At 34.1% G+C, this 19,028-nt stretch carries 17 protein-coding genes; 11 read left to right on the forward strand and 6 right to left on the reverse strand.

Annotated features, from left to right (window positions below; genetic code table 11):
- The first annotated feature begins 773 nt into the window (after positions 1–773).
- From ACE94K_RS00325 to ACE94K_RS00360, 8 genes are all read left to right on the forward strand, one after another.
- The gene (locus tag ACE94K_RS00325) at positions 774–2,165 is read left to right on the forward strand and encodes an RtcB family protein (RefSeq protein ID WP_378178273.1); all 1,392 of its coding nucleotides are present in this window, start codon (positions 774–776) and stop codon (positions 2,163–2,165) included.
- A gap of 83 nt (positions 2,166–2,248) precedes the next feature.
- On the forward strand, positions 2,249–2,944 hold the full coding sequence (prfH, locus tag ACE94K_RS00330; protein ID WP_378178276.1) for a peptide chain release factor H: 696 nt from the start codon (positions 2,249–2,251) through the stop codon (positions 2,942–2,944).
- A 4-nt stretch (positions 2,945–2,948) separates the two neighbouring features.
- Positions 2,949–3,500 (forward strand): tetratricopeptide repeat protein, encoded by a 552-nt coding sequence (locus tag ACE94K_RS00335; protein ID WP_378178279.1) that lies wholly within the window; start codon positions 2,949–2,951, stop codon positions 3,498–3,500.
- Between the two features lie 111 nt (positions 3,501–3,611).
- The gene (locus ACE94K_RS00340) at positions 3,612–4,160 is read left to right on the forward strand and encodes a hypothetical protein (protein WP_378178282.1); all 549 of its coding nucleotides are present in this window, start codon (positions 3,612–3,614) and stop codon (positions 4,158–4,160) included.
- A 59-nt stretch (positions 4,161–4,219) separates the two neighbouring features.
- Complete coding sequence (locus ACE94K_RS00345; protein ID WP_378178285.1) at positions 4,220–4,780, forward strand: exonuclease domain-containing protein; 561 nt, start codon at positions 4,220–4,222, stop codon at positions 4,778–4,780.
- Between the two features lie 682 nt (positions 4,781–5,462).
- Positions 5,463–6,209, forward strand: a complete 747-nt coding sequence (locus tag ACE94K_RS00350; RefSeq protein WP_378178288.1) for a DUF547 domain-containing protein — start codon at positions 5,463–5,465, stop codon at positions 6,207–6,209.
- A gap of 215 nt (positions 6,210–6,424) precedes the next feature.
- Positions 6,425–7,327: a hypothetical protein gene (locus ACE94K_RS00355; protein ID WP_378178291.1), complete on the forward strand. Its 903-nt coding sequence runs from the start codon at positions 6,425–6,427 to the stop codon at positions 7,325–7,327.
- A gap of 65 nt (positions 7,328–7,392) precedes the next feature.
- Positions 7,393–8,763 carry a cytochrome-c peroxidase gene (locus ACE94K_RS00360; RefSeq protein WP_378178294.1) on the forward strand — a complete coding sequence of 457 codons (1,371 nt, stop codon included), beginning with the start codon at positions 7,393–7,395 and terminating at the stop codon, positions 8,761–8,763.
- Between the two features lie 157 nt (positions 8,764–8,920).
- Here ACE94K_RS00360 and ACE94K_RS00365 read toward each other — a convergent pair whose 3' ends face one another.
- Positions 8,921–10,213 carry a T9SS type A sorting domain-containing protein gene (locus ACE94K_RS00365; RefSeq protein WP_378178297.1) on the reverse strand — a complete coding sequence of 431 codons (1,293 nt, stop codon included), beginning with the start codon at positions 10,211–10,213 and terminating at the stop codon, positions 8,921–8,923.
- 174 nt (positions 10,214–10,387) lie between these two features.
- Between ACE94K_RS00365 and ACE94K_RS00370 the strand changes: the two genes are divergently transcribed.
- Complete coding sequence (locus tag ACE94K_RS00370) at positions 10,388–11,272, forward strand: methyltransferase domain-containing protein (RefSeq protein WP_378178300.1); 885 nt, start codon at positions 10,388–10,390, stop codon at positions 11,270–11,272.
- A 96-nt stretch (positions 11,273–11,368) separates the two neighbouring features.
- Here ACE94K_RS00370 and ACE94K_RS00375 read toward each other — a convergent pair whose 3' ends face one another.
- Together ACE94K_RS00375 and ACE94K_RS00380 are read right to left on the reverse strand one after the other, a co-directional pair.
- Positions 11,369–11,563 (reverse strand): hypothetical protein, encoded by a 195-nt coding sequence (locus ACE94K_RS00375; protein WP_378178303.1) that lies wholly within the window; start codon positions 11,561–11,563, stop codon positions 11,369–11,371.
- Between the two features lie 312 nt (positions 11,564–11,875).
- Complete coding sequence (locus tag ACE94K_RS00380) at positions 11,876–12,076, reverse strand: hypothetical protein (RefSeq protein ID WP_378178306.1); 201 nt, start codon at positions 12,074–12,076, stop codon at positions 11,876–11,878.
- Positions 12,077–12,194: 118 nt separating this feature from the next.
- On the opposite strand from ACE94K_RS00380, the gene ACE94K_RS00385 reads away from it, so the two are divergent.
- Positions 12,195–12,860: a hypothetical protein gene (locus tag ACE94K_RS00385; RefSeq protein WP_378178309.1), complete on the forward strand. Its 666-nt coding sequence runs from the start codon at positions 12,195–12,197 to the stop codon at positions 12,858–12,860.
- Complete coding sequence (locus ACE94K_RS00390; RefSeq protein WP_378178312.1) at positions 12,850–13,488, forward strand: hypothetical protein; 639 nt, start codon at positions 12,850–12,852, stop codon at positions 13,486–13,488. The genes ACE94K_RS00385 and ACE94K_RS00390 overlap by 11 nt, the downstream gene beginning before the upstream one ends.
- On the opposite strand, the gene ACE94K_RS00395 is transcribed toward ACE94K_RS00390, so the two are convergent.
- Genes ACE94K_RS00395 through ACE94K_RS00405 form a run of 3 tightly spaced genes read right to left on the reverse strand, consistent with a single transcriptional unit; the run spans position 13,480 to position 19,018 of the window.
- Positions 13,480–14,388 carry a 2OG-Fe dioxygenase family protein gene (locus tag ACE94K_RS00395; protein WP_378178315.1) on the reverse strand — a complete coding sequence of 303 codons (909 nt, stop codon included), beginning with the start codon at positions 14,386–14,388 and terminating at the stop codon, positions 13,480–13,482. The genes ACE94K_RS00390 and ACE94K_RS00395 overlap by 9 nt on opposite strands.
- On the reverse strand, positions 14,385–17,102 hold the full coding sequence (locus ACE94K_RS00400; protein WP_378178318.1) for a DEAD/DEAH box helicase: 2,718 nt from the start codon (positions 17,100–17,102) through the stop codon (positions 14,385–14,387). Before ACE94K_RS00400 ends, ACE94K_RS00395 begins: the two co-directional genes overlap by 4 nt.
- An 11-nt stretch (positions 17,103–17,113) precedes the next feature.
- Complete coding sequence (locus ACE94K_RS00405; protein WP_378178320.1) at positions 17,114–19,018, reverse strand: AAA family ATPase; 1,905 nt, start codon at positions 19,016–19,018, stop codon at positions 17,114–17,116.
- Between the last annotated feature and the right edge of the window lie 10 nt (positions 19,019–19,028).

Genomic DNA, 19,028 nt, shown 5'->3' on the forward strand with positions numbered 1-19,028 from the left:
CGCCGTAAAGCTGTTTTCAAATCGAAAGCATAGATAAAAAACTAGAAAAACATATATTCTAAAGAGCGTCCAAAAAAATTGGGCGCTTTTTTTATGTTATTTTTTTAGAAACGATGAACATCAAATAAAATGTTGTTTGAGCGATACTCATAAGAGCTACAGTTAGTTACCTATTAGATCACTATCCGTTACTAAACGGACAGGGTTTTCTTTGCCTAAAAACAAGATTAAATAATTGATAATCAGTAAAATAAATCAATATTTTATTTGTGTAATTAAAAAATAGATTTCATATTTGCACCGCAATAAAGCAATAAACAAAATGTCACACTGAGCTTGTCGAAGTGTAATAATCATTAATAACCGAAGTACTATGACCTTTACAAACACGTACACAGATACACTAAGAGAACCAGGTTCTTTTATGCGTATGCTTCGGGACTTCTATAATTCATAAGCTGATTCCATCAGTTTGATATAAAGTCCGAAGCCAGAAAAAAGTTTCGGATTTTTTATTTGTAAAAATTCATTATCAATTCTACTTGACTAGTATGAATTTTGACCTTTCCGAAAATAGTTTATAGAATAATTACGTATTGCGTTAGGCCTGCCTGACAGTAGGCAGGGATAGAGCGGTTACCCACAGATTGTCGCACTGAGCCGTACACTGAGCTTGTCGAAGTGTTGTCGAAGTGTTGTCGAAGTGTAGACTATCGAGGAGTATGCGCGAAAGCCCGATCCGCCAAGGCGGAAAACGCCCAAATTCCAAAATCATGGGAAAGAAATTAAGCGGAAAAGACCTAATCAAATTAGGCTTTCCAAAAAACAATAGTATTAATGTGACACTAGGTCAGATTAATCGATATCAAAAAAGAGTAAAAAAAGAACAAATATTAATAGAAGCCAAAAAAGTATTATTAAATCCAGAAGCTTATCAAGGTGATGGTATCTGGGGTAAGATTGCCGAAAGTTTACTAAAGCCTGTGGAAGTAAAAAAACACGCTTTAAAAACTACCAGAGTACCATTTCAGATCTATGGAGAAAATGAAATCGATGACCAGGCAAAATATCAATTGTATGATGCACTCAAGTTACCAGTAGCAGTTGCAGGAGCGTTAATGCCAGATGCACATAGTGGTTATGGCTTACCAATTGGTGGAGTACTTGCTACAAAAAATGCAGTGATACCCTATGGTGTAGGTGTTGATATTGGGTGTAGAATGTGTTTAACCGTGTATCCAATTGCAATCTCTTATTTAAAAGGGAAAAAACATCAATTGGAGAACATATTGTCTGAACACACCAAATTCGGAATGTATGAAACCCACAAAATAAAGCATGATCATGAAATCTTTGAACGAGAGGAGTTTAAAAACATTCCATTGGTAAAAAGACTAAAAGACAAAGCATACAAACAATTGGGAACCTCTGGTGGTGGTAATCATTTTGTAGAATTTGGATCGGTAGACATTACAGATACAAATAATGAATGGGGATTGGATGTAGGACCCTATATAGGAGTTTTATCGCATAGCGGATCTCGAGGATTGGGAGCCAATATCGCTAAACACTATACCTATTTGGCAACCAAACAATGTCCGTTACCAAAGCATGTACAACAATTAGCTTGGTTGGATCTAAACACACACGATGGCCAGGAATATTGGTTAGCTATGAATCTTGCCGGAGATTATGCGCAAGCATGTCACGATGATATTCACGCCAGAATCGGAAAGTTATTAGGATCGAAACCTGTTGCCAAAATTGAAAACCATCACAATTTTGCCTGGAAACAAGAAGTCAACGGTGAGGAATGTATTGTTCATAGAAAAGGAGCTACTCCTGCCGCCAAAGGCGAGTTAGGAATTATTCCGGGATCTATGACAGCTCCAGGATTTATAGTGAGAGGATTAGGAAACCTAGAAAGTTTACAATCTGCATCTCACGGAGCGGGACGATTACATTCCAGAAGAAAGTGCAAAGAGAAATTTACTAAGAGTGATATCAAAAAGCAATTAAAAGAAAATGATGTCACGCTGATTGGTGGAGGAATTGATGAAGCACCTATGGCGTACAAGGATATTAATAAAGTAATGGCAAATCAACAAGAATTAGTTGAGGTAGTTGGAACATTCACACCTAAAATCGTGCGAATGGACAAATAAATAGGTTTCAGGCTTGAGGCCCGAGGACAATATCAGATCTATCAGTCTGCAGTGGCAGACTGATAGGCTTAAAAATAAAATAAATGAAAACTAAAATAATTCAAATAACAGCCGGAAGAGGACCCGTAGAATGTTGCTGGGTAGTAGCGCAAGTACTAAAACTATTTCTAGAAGAAATTAAAAATAGTGGATTTACTTATAATATACTGCAGAGGGATGCAGGTTCTGAAAACGGAACGGTACAATCTGTTACCATACAACTAAAAGGAAAAGAAATAGACTCCTTTTTAACGTCTTGGTTAGGAACCATTCAGTGGATTGGCACTTCTACATTCAGAAAACATCATAAACGAAAAAATTGGTTTATCGGAATGTATGAAGTTAAACAGACTCAACTGATAGCTCTAAAGGAAAAAGACATTTCGTTTCAGGCGATGCGAAGTTCAGGTCCCGGAGGCCAAAACGTAAACAAAGTAAATTCTGCAGTTCGAGCTACATACAATCCAACAGGAGATCAGGTAGTAGTAATGGACAGCAGATCACAACATCAAAATAAAAAAATTGCAATAGAACGATTAAAAGAAAAAGTACATCAAAGTCAGTTAGACAACATTAAAAAATCCTTGTCTGATCAATGGGAAAATCACCTAAGTGTAGAACGTGGTAATCCTGTTAGAACATTTAAAGGAACTGATTTTAAGAAAAATTATAAAAAACAATCGTATGCCTCTGATCGACAAAAACTTAAAAAAGATCTACGCGACGATTTAAAATACTAGGATCATGGGAAATTTACTAGACAAATATCTATTTCAGGCATTGGATGCATATCCATATAACTTAGAAGAAGCGGTAGAATCTTTGAATTATGCATTGTCATATGATGATAAAAATCCGGTTGCACTTTGTTTGATGGGACAGATTTATGCAGAAAACCTCAGGGATTATGAAACTGCAAAAGAGTACTACCAACAAGCATTAGCGGAAGACATGTATGCATTAGATGTATACCCAAAGTACATTAATGTATTGCTCTGGAATGAAGATTATGACGAAGCAGAAAAATTAATTGACTTCGCATTGACTCTAAAAGGTACAGACAAAGCCGTTTTGTATTTAAAAAAAGGAATTCTTTTTGAACAAAAAAAAGAATATAAGACTGCGTTGAAAGTCCTAAAAACTGCTAAGGTATATACTTATAACAACTATTTCATAAGTGATATCGAAGGCGATGAAAAAAGAATCAAGGACAAAATGCCAAAAAAGAAGAAAAAGAAGAACACGAAAAAGAGCAGTAAAACTCAGAGTTCTTCTAAAAAGAAAAAGAAGAAATAATAACAATCTGTCATTCCAGCCCTTGGACTTGGCTCAGGCTAAACTAAAGGCTGGAATCCACAAAACAGCAGTGGACTCCGGTCTATACCAGAATGACAAAATAAAAAAATCATGGGAGCACCACATAACAAAAAAAGATACGGAGAACTATGGCCTAACTATAGAATTCAGCATTCATTAGCTGCTTTAATGCCCCTTAAAGAATTAGTGATATTATCCGGAGGCTGGGCATGGCACTTTCTGTCACCATTGGGTCATACAGAATATAAACACGCTCACGATCATAAGGATATTGATCTTTTTGTAGATCCAAAAAACGTAGCTCAGGTAATGTACATACTACAAAAAACAGGTTTTCAGAAAGTATGGACACGTTACGATCATTTACCAAGTGAAGAGAATTTTAGACGTTACGAAAAAACAGTGATTACTAAAAACGAAAAATCAGTACGAATCACCATTGACTTTTTCGTAAAACTCAATATTCCCCATCGTATTGCAAAAGGATGGACAATTGTAGAGCCATCTTATATATTAGGATTGTATTCTAATATCCACTCTAGCGATAAGTGCTGGGCAGTACAATCTGCGATCAAACTATTAGATCAAGATATCGATCCTTTGGATAGAGAGGAATTAGTTGCTATTCCGAAAACTTAAAAAATAATCCAGACCTGGTGTCGGCTTTGGCAGACTAACAGGTCCTAAAGCATATTAAAATGAAAACAACAAATACAATCATAATTATTGACCTAGAAGCTACGTGCTGGAACGGTTCAATACCAAAAGGACAGGTAAACGAAATCATTGAAATCGGTATCTGTTTATTAAATACAGAAACTGGAGAGATCTCTAAAAACCAAGGGATACTTATCAAGCCAGAACGATCTGAAGTAAGTCCTTTCTGTACAGAATTGACGACTATTGCGCAAGAACTACTGGAGCAAGAAGGGATTTCTTTTACAGAAGCTTGCGAAATTTTAAGGACAACATATCAAGGGCATCAATACACCTGGGCAAGTTACGGTCAATATGATTTAAATATGATGAAGAAACAATGTAGCTATAGAGGAATCGAATACCCTTTATCACAATACCATGTGAACATCAAAGAGCTTTTTGTGCAGACAAAAGGTTTACGAAAAAAAGTTGGGATGAAGGGAGCTTTAGACATTTTGGAAATCCCACTAGAGGGAATACATCATAGAGGTGTTGATGATGCAAAAAACATTGCTAAAATTTTGCATTGGTGCCTAATCTCTTCAAATAACACCATTTGACTTATACATTATACTCTTCCTACAAAAAAAGAATATGATTTTTGCATTTTTTTAACACTAAAATATGCTTCCAACCATTTTTTTAAAAAAGAATTCCTGTTTACCCTTACTAACAGGATAACTCAAACGCTTTTATCTTAGCACTATATCATAAACAAGCTACTTGAAAACCATAATAAAATGTTAATTTATTGTTAAAATAAATATTTTTTGTAAGGTTTTATATTGAAACCTTTTATTTCTGTTTTTATATAAAAACAAGTACGGTCTCAACACAAATTCCAATAATTATTCTGACATTTTTTTTGCTAAAATTCCTACAGACACCAACACTCTCATTTCTTGGTTTATTCCCGAATCAGAAGTTAAGTCTCATTAGCACATTCAAGGTCTCAAAGAAGTTAAAGACCACAGAAAAAATGAGTAAATTATTCATTTTATATCGATCTAACAGAGCGTTCAGATAATACGTCAAAAACAGAGTATTCTTAAATCTAAACAACCGTAATTGACAAAAAGGTTTAACAGTAATTAAATTACAACTTAATTTCAATAGGGCACAAAAATCTCATTCTTCATTTTTTCCTACAAACACCAACCCTCTTTCTTACGTCTCTTTTTTTGTTAATTTAGTCCTTCCAAAATAAAAGATTTACTACATAACCCCAAAATGACTAACAAAATGAAAACCCTTAAAACCTTTTCCCATGTCCTATTTTCTCTATTATTTTTAAATACATTTTCTCAAGAAACTGTTGACCATTCAGCTTGGGATCAAATTCTGGTTCTAAACGTTACGGATGATGGTTTGGTGGATTACGACGGAGTAACTAGTGATGTACTCGTCTTTTATAAATACTTCAGATATCTTCAAAATATTTCTCCGGAAAACCATTGGAGTCAAGAAGAAAAATTAGCTTATTGGCTAAATGTTTATAATGCTACTGTAATGAAAATGATTATTGATGAATATCCTATTCAATCTATTAATCAAATAGAAAACCCCTGGAAACGTAAGGTATTTAAATCAAAAGGTGTGCGATACAGCTTAGATGACATCGAGCACAACATCTTAAGAAAATACGGAGATCCCAGAATACACTTTTTATTAAACTGTGGTTCTATATCTTCTCCCAGGCTATGGAATAGAGCATACACCAGTACCAATATTGCATATGCTCTTGAAGAAAGAACAAAAGAGTTTATTAATGATCCACAAAGAAATCAGATCAACTCTAAAACGGTTAGAATCTCTCAGCTATTCGAATGGTATGAAGATGATTTTGCAAGTAATCATATTGATGTTATTGACTTTATCAATCAATATTCGACCATTACCATAAACAAAAATATGCCGAAAAAGTACGTTACCTATGATTGGAGCCTTAATAAAAATGATAAAAAAACTCCGATAACGAGTAACAACTAAATACCCGTGCATATAGTTTTGGAGTATAAAGTTCTTGATAAAAATTGAGAACACACATCTATCCATTACCTAAATCAAAATTTTACTTAAATCATTATTAGATACTCATCGAGTATCAATCAATTACTTTGTATACACTGAATTGGAATTTTTAAAACTTCCAAACACAAAATATGATATAAGCAAATACTCTGAAAACCTTAACATTATTATTTATGACCAACATTACCTATTTTAAAAAAACAATTGTGATCCTGAGTTTAGTATGTGTTTCTTCGGTATCAGCTCAAACTATTATTAACGGTTTTTTTCCAAAAAAAAATGATTTTACTTTTGCTACATCCTATTCATATAAAAGCTTTGATAACTTTTATCGAGGCAGTAATGAAACCAAATCAAACCCTATGGATATGGGCGAAATCTCCTCTACTATTATAAGTATCTATGGTGAATATGGCATCCTAAATTGGCTTTCGACCACTGTTTCTTTACCATACATTTCTACTCAAAATGAGACCGGAGTTCTGGATCCTGTATCACAAACCAGTGAAGTAAGTGGGGTACAAGACTTAAGCCTGTTTTTAAAAGCCAAAGTATTAGAAAAAAACTTCAACACCTCAAAAGTAGCTATAGGAGGTGCGGCAGGGGTTTCTCTACCTGTTGGCGGCTATGAAGAAGCAGGTATTCTTTCCTTAGGAAACGGAGCTACTGCAGTAGATGGATGTGGTTTTATCCAAATTAAAACACCGTCTAATCTTTTTATAGAGTTGCAAGCTGCTTACAGTCTAAGAAATAATTCTGATTTTGAAATTCCAAATGCTACGCTGTTTAGTGCCAAACTGGGATATTATAACAAATGGTTCTATGCTCACGCAAAAATTGGCACTCAGAACTCATTGGATGGTTTTGATATCGGATCTCCCGAATTTGCCGCTGCTGGTGGTGCTCGGGCTTTACCCGAAACAGAAGTGGATTATACCAATTTCTATTTTGATCTATACGTTCCGGTTTATAAACAAAGTATTGGTATTTCTTCTGGATATATTGCAAATATGAGCGGTAAAAATTTTGATCGAGCATCCGGTTTTTCTTTAGGATTAGTATATAAAGTGGAGTAACCCAAAAATCCAATTAAACTGTAATAATCAATAAAAAAACAATTTTTCAATCTAAACATTTTCTTATGAAAAAGATATTCTTTTTTGTCGTAGTTTTCACCTTATTCTCTTGCGAAAAAGATGATTACATTGATGTTGATCCTATTGCAATATCAAAATCCACTCCTGTGGCAGCTGGATTAGACAAACAAATTCTGGATGAATTAGAAGCTATTTCTAATGGTATTGGAGCGTCTTATTTTATACTCCCTGATGGTAATCAATTTGCTGATTTCCCACAAGACCCCCTAAATCCAATTACCGCAGAAAAAGTAGCATTGGGTAAACTACTTTTTCACGAAACTGCTACAGGAGGGAACCCCAAAACTGTATCTAACTTATTTACCTATTCATGTGCATCTTGTCATCACGCCGCTGCTGGATTTAGTTCTGGATTAAGACAAGGAATAGGCGAAGCTGGAATTGGTTTTGGAAATAGAGGAGAAAGTAGAATATTTAATGATAACATCGCATTAACCGAAGCAGATATACAGCCTATTCGCTCCCCTACTGTTTTAAATGTAGCGTACCAGGATATTATGCTCTGGAATGGGCAATTTGGAGGTTCCGGAACTAATTTAGGTACAGAGGCCAATTGGACAAATATTCCTGAAAATTTTGTAGGTTTTGAAGGAGTAGAAGTTCAAGCTATTAAAGGGCAGGGAGTGCATAGGCTTTTGGTTGATGATGACTTTGTTACAAATTTTGAGTACCAGCAAATGTTTGATGATGCGTTTCCAGATTCACCCATCACCGAACGATACTCTACAGAAAATGCGGCCTTGGCTATTGCGGCTTACGAAAGAACTGTTGTTTCTAATCAATCACCTTGGCAAAAATGGTTACGTGGCAACTATAATGCCTTATCTGTTGCCGAAAAAAAAGGAGCAAAAGTATTCTTTAATAAGGGAAAATGCTATCAATGCCATACGGGTCCTGCCTTGAATGATAAAAATTTCTATGCTTTCGGAATGGGAGATTTTGATAATGATACAGACGCATTTGTATTAGAAAATGTAAATTTTGAAGATGTCAAAAAAGGAAGAGGCGGATTTACGAAAGTTGCTACAGATAACTATAAGTTTAAAACACCAACCTTGTACAATCTGACCGATAATGGCTTCTATGGTCACGGAGGTACTTTTACCTACGTGCGCGAGGTAATAGAATATAAAATTAATGGAGTGCCCCAAAATGCAGAAGTACCTTCAGAAAACTTGGCAGAACAATTCGGAAATATTAAATTAAATAAAACTGAAATCGACAATTTAGTTTTGTTTATTGAAAACGGGTTACATGACCCTGATTTATCACGATACGTTCCTCCATCGATAAACTCAGGAAACTGTTTTCCTAATAACGACAGTATATCCAGAGTCGATCTTGGATGCGATTAAATTAGATCGAATCCATTTAATATAATGCCTTTTTTTGCCTTTAAAATCATGCTGTGGCTCATTGAAAACTATTCCCCAAATAAAATAGCCTAACACAAATTCTTCAATGAGCTTAGCATGATATTTTTCCTTCTTTACCTTTAGCCCGCATTATGCATTACTTCACAATGAGTTTAACAATATCCGAATACTGATCACCAATAATTTTTAGAAAAAACGTCCCTTTTTTATCTAAATTAAACGTTGTTGATTGATGATCAGTTATAGAAACAACATCGATCACTTGACCGATCGTATTGATAACCTTTACTTCTACCGGAAAAATTGTCGAATTCGGTAGCTCAAGATTGACAACACCGTTTCCGGGATTCGGATAAAGTATTGGTTTTGGAGTTTGTATTGATATATCGTCTGTTGACAACATCTGACTTGTTAAGAACACTCTGCTCTCGCCAGTACTAAAAGTGTATTGCTGTAAACTGTTCCAGATAAAATCTACAATAGCAGCATAATTATTTTTAACCATATCCGGAATACGAATCGGCGCCGGTAGGTCTGCATCAGGAAATTGAAAATTAGTCGGAGGACGTTCTCCATATAAAACAGAGTAATGTATCAAAGCTGTTAGAAAATATACAACCGGATATCCGTGTGGAGCTGAATCTTCATATAACGTAGAGGCAGGAATATCTCCCAATATTCCGTTGTCTGAAAACAAATCAGCAAGTATAGGACCCACCGGAATTAATTTCACATCCACATCTGGTCTTGCTGCCAATACCTCATCCTGCAAAGTAATCCACCAATCATGAAACTCTCCTCGAGTATACTCATAAAATGCACCAAATTCTCTATCCTCTTCTTCCTGGGAAACCGAAGGAAAAGTTCCATTAAATTCTGGCCAGTTTTCATAAATATAAAAGTTAATGCCTGATTCTTCATTCCGTGCATAATCCAAAACTCTCAATACTGCTTCTACTGAACTCAGCGCATTTGGATCTTGGTTGCAGTCATAGTAATAAGGCTCATCACAAAAAGCATTTTGAGAAGGCGTGGATGTTTGCTGAATAAAATTAGCCAGCGTAACAATTACATTATCATAATCCCAGCTACCAAAATCCTCGTTGGATTCATTCGTTCTGGTATTTGGGGCATCGATAAAGCCCCATTGATATATAGGAGGCAACTCCTGAAGTGGTAAAAACCCAAACTGACCATCAACCGAATAGCCATTCCCGGCTTGCTGTGCCAATAAATACATCCAATCCGGAATATTACTCCGGTTCTGTGTAGATGGATCCGCACTGTGGTTTACCAAACTATGTCCAAAAATATAAGAGCTGTTACTTATTTGACATATACTTCCCTCTGTAAAAAACATAAACAAAAATAAAAGAGGAATTCTCAAAACGTTTTTTGAAGTAAATAATGAGATAGGAAATATATTCATAAAAGTAAGTGTTTCTAATATTGGCTTTTATCACCTCTTTAATAAGACGCGTGACTTTCAAAATACCCTACCCTTACCAGTAAACATTTTATCATTTTTCTGTCTTTTAGTTTTTTGCTGTTTATAGCTTTAACTATCTTAACCCTTATATTTACTAAAAACAACCAAAAAGTAATGAAAGACAAATTATTTGAAGAAGTAATTGATAATTACGATGCACTAAAATATAGTTTACTAAAAGCACAGACCTTCAATGAATCCCATTTTGGTTTTCCAGAAATATATTATAAGATCATGGAAACCGATAAGCAACGTGTAGATGCTTTTCATAAAGCATTTCAGCTCAATAATAATTTTAAAGATGCAACCGTTTGTGAAATTGGCGTAGGAACGCTACCCCTGACTAAATTGTATATGCCTTATGTAAAAAAAGCATATTTGATCGAAAACAATCCTGATCTGATTCCTTTTATTAACAAAGAGATTGCTAAGTATCCTTGGGCAGATAAGGTAGAGGTTATTTATGCCGATGCATTAACTGTAAATTTACCTGAAAAAGTAGACTTTGTCGTAGGCGAATTGATGAGTATTTATTGTGCGAATGAGTTCCAAGTACAGATTTTTCAGCATATGCGAGAATTCTTAAAACCAGGCGGAAAATTATTCCCTAATCGTATTGTAAATTTTGCTAGGTTATGTGAAGCAGAAATCGATACAGGTATTCATCATTATCCGGTTAATTTTACCCGTCACCAACCCATGTTTTTAAGCCAGCAATTTTTGGTTAATGAAATTGAATTACTTAAAGAAAAAAAGCAAGGCGTAAAACTTAGTTTTTCTGTTCCGGTTCTCTTCTCAGGAACTGTGAATGCTTTATATCTGGAATCCTATGTAGAAGTAACGGAAGGATCTAATTTTACCGGCACGGACAGCTTGATGCCGCCGACAGTACTTAAAACCACCAACACTCAGGAAGTAAAAGCCGGAGATTTAGTACATATTGATTTTAGTTTTAACTATGGTTCCTCTCTGGATGATATTAGTTGTGTGTTGTCTTGATAAACTAATAAATTGAATATATCATCAAGGGCAAAATGTATTTTGTTGAAAGGAGAATGTAGCTACTTCGCTCGCACTCTCCTTATAAATTAAAAGTTAAAACCCGCATATAGGTTGAGTGCGGTTACTACACAGACTGTTGCAAGGAACTCTAACAAAAATGCCGTTTTCCAAGCAAAAGCCAAAACTAGTGCTTCCACCTCCTCCGCCGTTGCCACCACTGCCATCTCCATCTATAGGATCAGTACCGCCCCTAAGTGTAGATTGATCTTTTTTTTCCAATGTTTGCACCCCTTGCAATTCTAAAATTTTTTTTAACATGATTTCTGGTTTTTGAGATTAAAAATTTTCATTATATGTTTATTGCAGAGCGATGTTTAAAGGTTACCTTCAAAAACTCGAAATAAAAGAATTTTAACAAAAATGTATTATGACAATGACTCTTGACATTTTGTATTAGAGAAAAATAAGAGGTAATTCTTTATTATTGAGAAAAGAAAGAGTTTGCTGAAAACAAATAACTATTCGGTTTTGATTGATTATAGCAAACTCTTTCATAACTAGCTAAAATAACTTGTTCTTATTGATCCTAAAAGAGAGTATTTACCAATCACCACAAGTGGAGTCCGAGCAAGTATAATACGGATCATTTCCTAAAAAAGGATATCTTGAAATCCACCATCCCTGAGAACGGGGACCACAACAGAACTGCTCCAGTGTCGGGATATAACCTCCTGATATTAATTTTTGTTTTTCTTTGCTAAGCTCCTGAGAGTTCTTAAGATTCAAAATTGTTTCTAACATAATTCTAAGTTTTAAAAGTTAAAATGTTTTATGTCTTTTTTAATTGCAGTATTCCGTAAAACGTTACCCTACTGATTAAAAAAATCGATAGCTTTAACAAATTTTTATCAAAACGATTATGCTTGATAAACTTATATCCTATATTCTTGGAGTTAAAAAGTCTAATTTTCAGATTTCAGAGAAAGAATTAGAAAAAATTTCTGCAAAAAGTTTAGATGAGAATAACAACATTGATGTAGATACCACTGTATTATTTAAAGACAGTTTTGAATCACTTTCAGAAACTATATTTACAGAAGCTACTCAAAAATATAAAGTTAATAGATATAATTATTGGGCACCAAAATATAGTAGCTTAGATTCTTACAAATTTCTATCAGAGCAAAAAACTTCGTTCAAACGTGATTTTGCGTATTGGATAGTAGATAAACTTGTTAATTTTATAAAACATCATAGAATGCTTCAAAAGGATTTGGAAGGACATTATCTTCAAGAAATCCTGAGATTGCTTTTGCAGTCTAATCTTCATTTCAAAGAGAAAGACTTTATATATTTTATGAATTTTTGGAAAGACTACCCAGCCTATATCACTTTAGGTTCTCTTACTTCACGTCTGCGACAAAAAGCACAAAAGAAAGGGATTAGCGATGAAATGTACGAGTATTTAAAAAAATTCCTAAAGCATCCTCGTTTTCATAATGAGTTTTATAATTACTATAAAACTCCAAGAAACACCCTACAAAAAATACTTCATAATCACTCAGTGAATAAAGATGAAAAATGAACCTCCATTCCTTTTAGTTTCTGATCCTTTTGCAGACTACATCAACAAATATCTTAGAAATCTTAACCAAAAAGAACAAAATGCTTATTGTGAAATATTAAAAACCTTTGAGACAAACAAAGAATTCTATAATCCTTTTAAACTATCTGTAGTTATTAAAAAACATATAGAAGATATTGGGGAAAATGCTTACAAAAAACAAGTAGTAGATTTTATTAAAAAAGCCTCATTATTTAAGCCCAAAATGAGTAATTTAAGAGTAGAAAGAGTAACGTATAATACCGGCTATGAAGTTCAATACAACTGTCAATATATAAGAAAAGAAAACATTGCGGTTTTAAAAAGTATGATTTTATCCATTGCAATTTTTAATAACAAGAAAAGCGTAATTCCGTACCTTATAAAAATCATTGGAAGGTCTTTTTCTAATGCTAATGCTCTTAGATTGGGAGAAACTTCTCAATCTTTGGGTAAACTTTGTATATATACACTGGCCTATCAATATGATGATACCGGAAAGGAAGCACTTAAAAAACTCTATCAGGAAACCTCCTATAAAGGAATCAAAAATAATATATTAAAGTATTCAAAATTACAAGAAGAACACGGCGGAAAGCCTTTAGTCTAAAATATCCATATCAAAGCCAATAATATCTCGTATTCCGGGTTTAGAAATATCTTCTGGTTCAATTGGAGTTACATAATGCCAAAGATCATTCCCAAAAGTAAACTCCTCTCCTGTATCAGCCTGAAAGATAAATTCTCCAGGTTGTAACACTTTTTTATAGATGAGTTCATTGGTATCCGAAGTTGTTTTTTCATAAATATGACTTTCGGCACCTTTGATATTTTGGCGATTCACCACCAGTGCAGACATAATATACTGAGCGCCATCTTCGTGTACTCCTTCTGGAGCATTTTCACCTTTTATTTTTTCTTTAGAAATAGTTCTCATAAAATGACTGGTAATCTGAATCTTGCGAACTTCCGGATGTAATTTTTTGACGAGATCTGCCATTTTTTTAAGTAGTCCGAAAAATAAATCATTCTCTACGGCTTCTCTTGTTGCTTGCTTAAAAACGCGTTTCCATACTCTAAAATCATCCACATCTTGTTCAAACCCCTGTTGTATTATACGTTCTACAAAATATTGATTATCCCATATCTCTATTAAAAAAGAGGAAATATTTCGTTGCCTAGTGATCATAGATAATTGATCGAATTCTTGCTGTTGATTATCATCTAATTGTTGTATCCAAAATGCTAAAGCATCTATGGATCTTGTACCTTCAAAATATGGCTTATGCAACTTTTCAAGCGATCTCGCATCCTCGGGAAACGTTTCTTTTAAAAAAGCAATTTGTTTTCCTCTTACCAAATAGATATCATCTTGTAATTCTTCGAAAAAAGGCTGAAAAAAATGTAAAAAAGATTTCACATCCATACCTAAATCAGCGACATCACCAACTCGAATAGGTGATTTAATTGTTCTGCCAACATCCTTGGATATGTCTTTTTCTGTAATCACTTTTTGATTCGTACTTTTTTACTAATATGTTCTAAGCAAGCATTTTTATTAAATAACCAGTAAGCATACGGTATGGTAATGATAGGAATCTTTGTTCTAAATAAGGTTTTGTACTGATCAATAGAAAATGTTTTTTCTAATGCTCCCGGATATCCTACCAAGTCGATACAAATGGTTCTTTGGTTATACGTTAGTAAAATATCCATCACATATCCCGCCAACATATAATTAACAATAATATCTTCTTCTTCAATCCCCAACTGAATCAATTCTTCGTGTACTTCTGTTGCAAAATTATCCACATGTTCTCCAATCATACTATGCTGATAATGTATCCTTGTTTCAGACTGATAATCGATTAACAAATGTTTATTTTTAAAGTTTTTTGCATCAAACGAATAATACAAAAATTGTTTATGTTTCGCACGGGTGATGCTTACATTGAATACGTCTTCTCTGTCGAGATATTGAAACACCGAAGTACTAATGTCATTATCAATAGTAAACGTGATATACATCTGATCTCGTTCTTCACCCTGAAACTCGAAAGGCGTTCCTACCGCAATTCTATGCTTTTTTATAGCAGAAAGATCATACTCCTCAATCTTATTCTTAAGATAATTTACCTGATCTCGAAATGGGGAAAGAATTCCGATGGTAGTCGCAACGCCAGAAGCAACGTGAAGCTCTTCATCAATTACTTTCTGTACATCTTCTAATATTTTATCAGCTTCTTTTAGATTTGTACCATCTTTAAGTTTTTCTCCTTCACAGAACACCCAGTGTACAGCTGATGATTTGTTATGAAGCTGTAAATCTGACATAACTTTTAGCTTATCAAAATAGAATTTCTGATTGCTATATCGTATAATGCTGGGTACACTGCGGTAATGCTCATCTAGAAAGTGGATATTGCTTTGAGATGGTAATCGCTCCATAGCGTAGTCTAAGAAACTGGTTTCTCTATAATTCATAATATCCTCACCCATTAGCAAGCCATAACTATCAGCAATATTTTCCATCACTTGCCTGGACAAAAAGGAAACATGTTTAAGTTGTTTTGGATCTCCAACTACCACTACTTTTTTGGCTCTTGCTAATACCGGAATCATTGTGGTGATATCACATTGAGAGGCTTCATCTATAATCACCACATCAAAAATATTATTCTCTAAGGGAAACACATCACTCACATCGGTAGCCTTTGTAATCCAAATAGGTAAACATTGCAACAGTGACGGAAAGTCAATCGATTCAAATAATCGTTCTCTTTCCAAAGGATCTTTGGTCTTTATGAGTTTTAATAATTGAGGGAACGTTCTATCTTTTTGTAGTAAATTAGAAATCTTATCCTGATATTTTAGGGAAATAATCTCTTTAATCAATTTGTTTTTCTGATGGATATAATGATCCAATAACTCAATCAATTGCCAAAATGGGTACTCTTTTAGTACTTGTCTAGATACATACTTACGCTTTAGTCTTTTGAAAAAAGAAGGTTTATGATCCAGGAATAGTTCTGCATTATTAATCTCTCTAAGCTCTCTTTCTTGTATTTCTTCGCTTATTTCCTTGATCTTATTCTTTGCATAGTCGATTTCGCTTTGCTTTTTGGGAATGTAATAATCACCACCTGATTTTCTGAATCTAGTAATTGATTCTATTTTTTTTCTTAAGGTAGCGCGATGACTTCTTCCGGAACCAGCTCTTATTGAAAGTCCTTTTACACCTAAATCATTTACAATCTTATCTTGTAACACATCTACTGCTTGGTCGGACTTAGAACAGATTAACACACTTTTATTATGATACACCTGATCCAGAGCTAGCGAAGCGATGGTGTAGGACTTACCGGTTCCAGGTGGACCAATCACCACAGTGACATCATTCGATTTTAGAGCCCTAATAATATCTAATTGGGATTCGCTAAGGTTTGAAGGAACGTATACGGCCTCTTTTGATTTTCTATCAGAATTAATTTCTATTTTTCTTCTCGAAAAAAATCCTTGAAGTGTATTATTAAATAAATGTCTTTCTTTTATTTCATCGATTTCGTGTAATACATTGCGACTCGATTTTGATTTCTCTACAATTCCTAAGGCTATGGCAGGAAGTAATTTTAGAGACGTAGATTTTAGATGACTTCTTAGTTTTTCTCCAGAAATAAGTGTTGGCAGCTCTTCTAGAGCAATGGTATCTATTGTTATACTTTCTTTGAGCTTTCTGGCGATTGCCCGAATATCTTGTTTACCAGGTTCCTGATCATTAATCAATGATTTTAATTCTAGTATAAAGGAATCATCAAGATTAAAGTTGGATTTCAGAACGTTGAGCAAAGCATCGTTAACTCTGTTTTCATCAAAATTATAATTGATGTGATATAAAGCTTCTCTATTAATATCTAATGTGGCAGGTGTAACTATAAGTGGAGCACATATTGTTCTTTTTTTGCCTAAAAAAGTAAGTTTCCCAGTAACAAAAAAACTACACGCTATAAATGTTTTCTCTTTTCTATGTATCTCAAGATATTTGTACAGCTCTTCACCAAAATCGGTTTTCATAAAAGTCGTGTCCTCCTCACGATACAACTGATCAATAGAATTTAGAAAGAATCGTTTATGAACTTTAGTCCCTAAAAAATTGAGTACATCGTTATCTCTGAATTCCTGCTTATAACAATCCTGATAATACGATAAGACTTTTTCTATGTGCATACATCACTAATTTAAGCTTCTTCCTCGTCTTTTTGAAATCTTAAATAATCATCTACGGTTTGATTAATTGGTGGAATATCATCCTCAACGATCGTTTTTAGTAATTCTTCTGTTAGTGGAGTAATAGATACGATACGATTCGCTTGATACTCTATGATTTTTTCGAATAGATTTCTGGCAACTCTGGCATTCCCAAAACTTTTATGCCTTTTTTCGTATAACTTATCGAAGATGAATTCTAGCTTTTCTTTTGCCTCGTCTGCCAACACAAAATCATTTTTCAAGCAAAACAATTCAAAAATTCCAATAAGTTCTTTGGGTTTATAGTGATCAAAAGTAAAGTATCGATTAAATCGTGATTGCAATCCCGGATTTGATTCTATAAATTCCTCCATCTCATCAGGATATCCTGCAACGATCACGACTAATTGATCTCGGTGATCTTCCATCTTCTTCAGTAATACCTCAACCGCTTCGTTACCAAAATCTTTTTTATTATCTTTCGCCAAGGAATATGCTTCGTCAATAAACAGTACTCCATCCAATGAAGTTTTTATGACTTCTTCTACCTTTAAGGCAGTTTGGCCTACATAACCTGCTACCATTCCGGTTCTATCGGTTTCTACCAAATGTCCTTTTTCTAAATACCCTAAGTGTTTGTATATTTTAGAAACCAAGCGTGCTACTGTTGTCTTGCCTGTTCCCGGGGGTCCCATAAAAACAGAATGCAACGAGTTATTCACGTTTTTTAAACCCTTTTCTTCTCTAAGTTTTTGAACCTTTAGGAAATTAGAAAGTTCCTTTACAGCAGTCTTGATATTATCTAAACCTATGAGTTCATTTAGCTCGTCCATCACATCCTCCAGCGTCTCATTCTCATCAATCTCTGTTTGTTTGACTCCTTCAAGTTTTTCTTTAGGATGTAATAATTTATCATTAATCTTTTTAAGCAATATTGTTTCTTCATCCGAGATTGTATCGTCTGCCTTTGTTATAAGCGAAGCAATACGGTATAAAAAAGATGCCGAATTGGCAAAATGCTGGCTGTCCAATCGCTTTAAAAGCGATGGCAGCAAAAATTCATTCTTATACTCTTCGCCTAAATCAAAAAGACTGGCTGTTTTGATTACTTCAATATTTTTGTCAAACTTATCTGATTGAACGAACTTATTAATACGTTCTATAGAAAGAGAGGCTATGATGTCATTTCCTTGCAACTTCTCAAACATAAAAGCCAACAAAAACTTTATCTTGGCATCTGCAACGGTATTCTTGTTATCACTTAAAGGATAAATCATATTAAATACCCTAATAATGTCCTGAAGAATCACATGTTCTGCTTTAAATTCTAAGGCATCATCGGTTTTATGAACAATGGCATTGATGGTATTAGAAAACCGTTTGTTATTATTTAGATCCTCAGCGAGATTCTGAATCTTTTCGCCTTCATTTTTTAATATTTGAAGAAATTCATAATCGATATCAAAGTTTTGGACGGTATCTTCTTTTTGATTAACAAAATCTTTGAACTTATTAGTAAAGTCTGACAAGTTCTTCCGTTCATCTTTTTTGGTCAACAACAAATCGTCTATCAAATCATTTAGTAAGGAAACATGATCTTTTGGAAATGCGCTAAATTTCACATCCTGAAAAACATCTTTATCCAGAGGAATCTTATGTGCTGCAATATGAATATGATGGGTGGTGATAATGAAATCTAATTCGTCAATTGATTCTTTTAAAGAATATAACACCAACAAATCTTCATCTTTAATCCTCAACGACGGAAAAGCAGAGGAAATAGCTAAAATCTTTAATGGATTGATCGTCTTTCCTTTAAAAAAAGATGCTTTATCATCTTGAGGTAATTTTGAAAAAAACTGATCCGTGGTTTTATGGTATTTTCTGTTGGTCATAATACTCCTA

Source organism: Aquimarina besae (genome assembly GCF_042434905.1).
In the GTDB taxonomy this organism is placed as follows: domain Bacteria; phylum Bacteroidota; class Bacteroidia; order Flavobacteriales; family Flavobacteriaceae; genus Aquimarina.

Bases quoted from the DNA above. Each gene is read 5' to 3' on its own strand.
- ACE94K_RS00325 (WP_378178273.1), top strand. From the start codon at position 774: ATGGGAAAGAAATTAAGCGGAAAAGACCTAATCAAATTAGGCTTTCCA.
- prfH (WP_378178276.1), top strand. From the start codon at position 2,249: ATGAAAACTAAAATAATTCAAATAACAGCCGGAAGAGGACCCGTAGAA.
- ACE94K_RS00335 (WP_378178279.1), top strand. From the start codon at position 2,949: ATGGGAAATTTACTAGACAAATATCTATTTCAGGCATTGGATGCATAT.
- ACE94K_RS00340 (WP_378178282.1), top strand. From the start codon at position 3,612: ATGGGAGCACCACATAACAAAAAAAGATACGGAGAACTATGGCCTAAC.
- ACE94K_RS00345 (WP_378178285.1), top strand. From the start codon at position 4,220: ATGAAAACAACAAATACAATCATAATTATTGACCTAGAAGCTACGTGC.
- ACE94K_RS00350 (WP_378178288.1), top strand. From the start codon at position 5,463: ATGAAAACCCTTAAAACCTTTTCCCATGTCCTATTTTCTCTATTATTT.
- ACE94K_RS00355 (WP_378178291.1), top strand. From the start codon at position 6,425: ATGACCAACATTACCTATTTTAAAAAAACAATTGTGATCCTGAGTTTA.
- ACE94K_RS00360 (WP_378178294.1), top strand. From the start codon at position 7,393: ATGAAAAAGATATTCTTTTTTGTCGTAGTTTTCACCTTATTCTCTTGC.
- ACE94K_RS00365 (WP_378178297.1), bottom strand. From the start codon at position 10,213: ATGAATATATTTCCTATCTCATTATTTACTTCAAAAAACGTTTTGAGA.
- ACE94K_RS00370 (WP_378178300.1), top strand. From the start codon at position 10,388: ATGAAAGACAAATTATTTGAAGAAGTAATTGATAATTACGATGCACTA.
- ACE94K_RS00380 (WP_378178306.1), bottom strand. From the start codon at position 12,076: ATGTTAGAAACAATTTTGAATCTTAAGAACTCTCAGGAGCTTAGCAAA.
- ACE94K_RS00385 (WP_378178309.1), top strand. From the start codon at position 12,195: ATGCTTGATAAACTTATATCCTATATTCTTGGAGTTAAAAAGTCTAAT.
- ACE94K_RS00390 (WP_378178312.1), top strand. From the start codon at position 12,850: ATGAAAAATGAACCTCCATTCCTTTTAGTTTCTGATCCTTTTGCAGAC.
- ACE94K_RS00400 (WP_378178318.1), bottom strand. From the start codon at position 17,102: ATGCACATAGAAAAAGTCTTATCGTATTATCAGGATTGTTATAAGCAG.
- ACE94K_RS00405 (WP_378178320.1), bottom strand. From the start codon at position 19,018: ATGACCAACAGAAAATACCATAAAACCACGGATCAGTTTTTTTCAAAA.